1 protein-coding gene is annotated in these 560 nt (G+C 45.9%); it reads right to left on the reverse strand.

Annotation, left to right across the window (positions count from 1 at the left end; translation table 11 throughout):
- Nucleotides 1–560 (reverse strand): DUF4815 domain-containing protein (locus tag ACFINZ_RS11945; RefSeq protein WP_375701640.1); only part of this gene is annotated, 560 nt, incomplete at both ends.

Raw genomic sequence — 560 nt, forward strand, 5'->3', positions numbered from 1 at the left:
TCAGGGACACTGGGTGCCATGGGTTGGTCTACTGAGATACCTTTGATGTAAACCACATTGCCCCCCGTGTTGAGACCTATGCGGTCAATGCGGGGCAATTTATAAGTGTAACTGACGATAATATCACCACCCTCCGCACCCCCTGAGACTGTGATTTCCTGCGCTGTTACCTTATCAGCGGTGATTTTTGCACGATAGCGATAAGTCACCTTATAGCTGCTCCCCGCTAAAGGTTCGTCTCCCACCGGTGCCCAATCAATGGTGTCTCCGGTTTTTTTAAAATCTGTGCCTTCTTTAAATTCCTTGCTTCCTTGAACGATTTTTATAAACGCGGTGATGCTTTTATCAGGAACACCATCACGCCCAGCGGCAACAGCACCACGGGTGACGTTAACGGTTTTTTCTTTTGTCAACAAAAGAGACTGAACATCAGCAATAGGAAAATAATAGGGTTTAAAGGTAAAACTTGTTTTCCCTTTTGAAGGCGCAAAAATATGCGTTTCGCTTGGAACAACGCTTGTCGAAAAGTCCTCGAGTTCTTCATGACGCAAAGCCGCTAA

The sequence above is a fragment of the Bartonella sp. AA81SXKL genome, assembly GCF_042196945.1.
Classification (GTDB): domain Bacteria; phylum Pseudomonadota; class Alphaproteobacteria; order Rhizobiales; family Rhizobiaceae; genus Bartonella.